Annotated in this window: 3 protein-coding genes and 1 pseudogene; 2 read left to right on the top strand and 2 right to left on the bottom strand. The window is 70.5% G+C overall.

Annotated elements, in window-relative coordinates:
- Positions 1-261: pseudogene (locus JNN06_RS07585) on the top strand (hypothetical protein); the annotation flags it as partial.
- Here JNN06_RS07585 and JNN06_RS07590 read toward each other — a convergent pair.
- Together JNN06_RS07590 and JNN06_RS07595 are read right to left on the bottom strand one after the other, a co-directional pair.
- The gene (locus JNN06_RS07590) at positions 243-956 is read right to left on the bottom strand and encodes a copper homeostasis protein CutC (protein WP_291238988.1); all 714 of its coding nucleotides are present in this window, start codon (positions 954-956) and stop codon (positions 243-245) included. The pseudogene JNN06_RS07585 and the gene JNN06_RS07590 overlap by 19 nt on opposite strands.
- 64 nt (positions 957-1020) lie before the next feature.
- A complete protein-coding gene (locus JNN06_RS07595; protein WP_291238989.1) occupies positions 1021-1923 on the bottom strand; it encodes an ROK family protein in 903 nt (300 codons plus the stop codon).
- A 115-nt stretch (positions 1924-2038) separates the two neighbouring features.
- On the opposite strand from JNN06_RS07595, the gene pyrF reads away from it, so the two are divergent.
- Positions 2039-2737, top strand: coding sequence for an orotidine-5'-phosphate decarboxylase (gene pyrF / locus JNN06_RS07600; protein WP_291238990.1), 699 nt, complete (start codon positions 2039-2041; stop codon positions 2735-2737).
- Positions 2738-2746 lie beyond the last annotated feature (9 nt).

The raw sequence follows: 2746 nt of genomic DNA on the forward strand, positions 1-2746 counted from the left end.
GTGGCGCCCGAGGTGATGACCTTTGCCCGCACCGAATATGCCAAGGTCCATGAGATCGAGGCGCTGGCGAAGCATTTCGAGGACCGGCTGGATCAGGCCGGGTTCTTCTTCCCCGAGGCCAAAGCGCCGGGGATGAAAGTATCCCTGCGCAACATGTGGTCACGCCTGCCGCTGACCAGCGCCGAGGTGCGCACCTTCCACGGCATGTTGCGCCAGATCGCCTACAAGCTGGGCACCAGCCGTCACGACCCCGAGGCCTGAACCAGATCGGCCACCAGATCGGCGCGGGTTTCGCGCGGGGCGACGGCTGAGAAACCGAATCGCACCAGTTCAGCCGCGCCCCGCCCCAACTCCCCCTGCCCTGCCGCGCTGCAAGAGGCATGAAGCTCGGGGAAGGCCGCGAACAGCGGGGCATTGGCGGCGCTGATCCCCGATCCCGGCAAAATGCCGATGCGCCCCGCCGCCTGTGCCTGCAAGGCCTGCAAGCGCGCCAGCCCCTCCGCCGCCCGCAACGCCCCGCCCGAGGTCAACACGCGGTGAAAGCCCAGCTCGATGGCGGTTTCCAGCGCCATCGCCGGATCGGGCACCAGATCGAAACAGCGATGCAGCGTCATCTGCATGCCGGATGCGGCTGCGGTCATCCGCGCCAGCGCCGCGCGGTCCAGCCGCCCATCCGGCAGGCTCGCGCCCAGCACCACCCCGGCCAGACCGGCGGCCCGCGCCGCCGCGATGTCGTCGCAGATGGCCGCCTGCTCGGCCGCAGACCAGACAAAGCCCCCGGCGCGCGGGCGCATCATCGCCAGCACCGGCAGGCCACAGCCCGCCGCCGCCCGCATCAGCCCGGCAGAGGGGGTCAAGCCGCCCAGATCCAGCGCGGCGCAAAGCTCGATCCGCCCGGCGCCCCCGGCCAAAGCGGCCTCAAGTCCGGCCAGCGTATCGACACAGACCTCGATCACGGCTTGGCCTCGATCATGGCTTGGTCTCAATCATGGGTGGGCCTCGATCATGGGCGGCTGCCGCTCAGCATTTCGGCCAGTTCAGGGCGGTCCAACCGGCATGGCTGGCGCCGATCAGCCCCGGCTCGCCGCCCAGCTGCGCGGGCACCACCACCGGATGCGGCGCGCGCCACAGCCGCCGCTCGGCCACGGCGGCATCCAGCGCGGCGACCAGCGGCAGCGCCCGGCCCAGCCCGCCGCCCACCGGCACCACGCTGGCCCCCACCACATTCAGCACCATGGCCAGCGGCCCGGCCACCACCTCCAGCCAGACGGCGACGGTTTCGCAGGCCTCGGCATCCTCGGCCTGCCAATCGGCCATGATCGCCTCGGCCTTCAGGCTGCGGCCATGCAGATGGGCATGCAACCGCTCGATCCCCCGGGCCGAGCCGATGGCATCAAGACAGCCCACCTGCCCGCAGCCACAATCCAGACGCGGCACCTCGCGGCCCAGCGGGCGGCTGTCCTGCACCGGACCATGGCCCCATTCCCCGGCAAAGCCCCCGGCCCCGGTCACCAGCCGCCCGTCGATCACCAGCCCGCCGCCGACCCCGGTGCCGAGAATCACCCCGAACACCGTGCGATGCCCGCGCCCGGCGCCGCTGCCCGCCTCGGCCAAGGCAAAGCAATCGGCGTCATTGCCGATCCAGACCGGCAGCGCCAGCGCCGCCTGCAAATCCGCCGCCACCATGCGGCCATCGAGACAGGGGATATTGGCAATCTTCATGCGGCCCGTCGTCGGGTCGATACAGCCCGCGATCGAGATCGCCACCCCCTGCACCCCCTCGGCCATGGCCCGCAACACGGCGCAGAACCCGGCAAAATCGCCGGTCGGGGTCGGCGCCTCGGTCTCGCGCTCCACCACACCCGGCGCGGGAGAGCGGGCACCCCGGATGCGGGTGCCGCCTATGTCGAAAACCGCCAGCATGCTGCTCTCCCCCAAATGCCGCTGCCTCATGGCCCACCCTAGCACCGGCTTCGCGGCTTGACAGCCGGGCAATCGCAGCCCAAACCGCTGCGCGACATGCAAAAGGAGCGCGAAAATGTCCGATGACCGCCTGATCGTTGCGCTGGACGTGCCGAATGTGGTGCAGGGGCTGGCTCTGGCAGACCGCATCGGCGACGCGGCCCGCTTTTACAAGATCGGGCTGGGCATGCTGACCGGCGGCGGCTTCGCACTGGCGAACGAGCTGAAACACGAGCGCGGCAAGCGGGTGTTTCTGGACATGAAGCTGTTCGACATCGGCGCCACGGTCGAGGCGGCGGTGCGCGGCATCGCCCAGCATGGCTTGGATTTCCTCACTGTGCATGGCGACCCGCAGGTGGTGCGGGCGGCAGCGCAGGGGCGGGCGGGCACCGAGACGAAAATCCTTGCCGTAACGGTGCTGACCTCGCTGGATCGTGCCGATCTGGATGCAAACCTGATCAAGCCCGGTGATATTCACGAGATCACGCTGGAACGCGCCGCCCGCGCGCTGGAGGCAGGCGCCGATGGCGTGATCGCCAGCCCGCAAGAGGCCGCGCTGATCCGCGCCCTGCCGCAAGCCAAGGGCCGCCTGATCGTCACTCCCGGCGTGCGCCCGGCAGGCGCCGCCCTGGGCGACCAGAAACGCGTGGCGACCCCGCATCAGGCGATTGCCGATGGCGCCGATCATATCGTGGTGGGCCGCCCGATCTGGCAAGAGGCCGACCCCGCCGCCGCCGCCCGCGCGGTGATCGCCGAATTGCCGCCGCGCCGCTGACAGCGCGGA

Origin of the sequence: Gemmobacter sp. (genome assembly GCF_016792925.1) — a bacterium.
Classification (GTDB): domain Bacteria; phylum Pseudomonadota; class Alphaproteobacteria; order Rhodobacterales; family Rhodobacteraceae; genus Gemmobacter.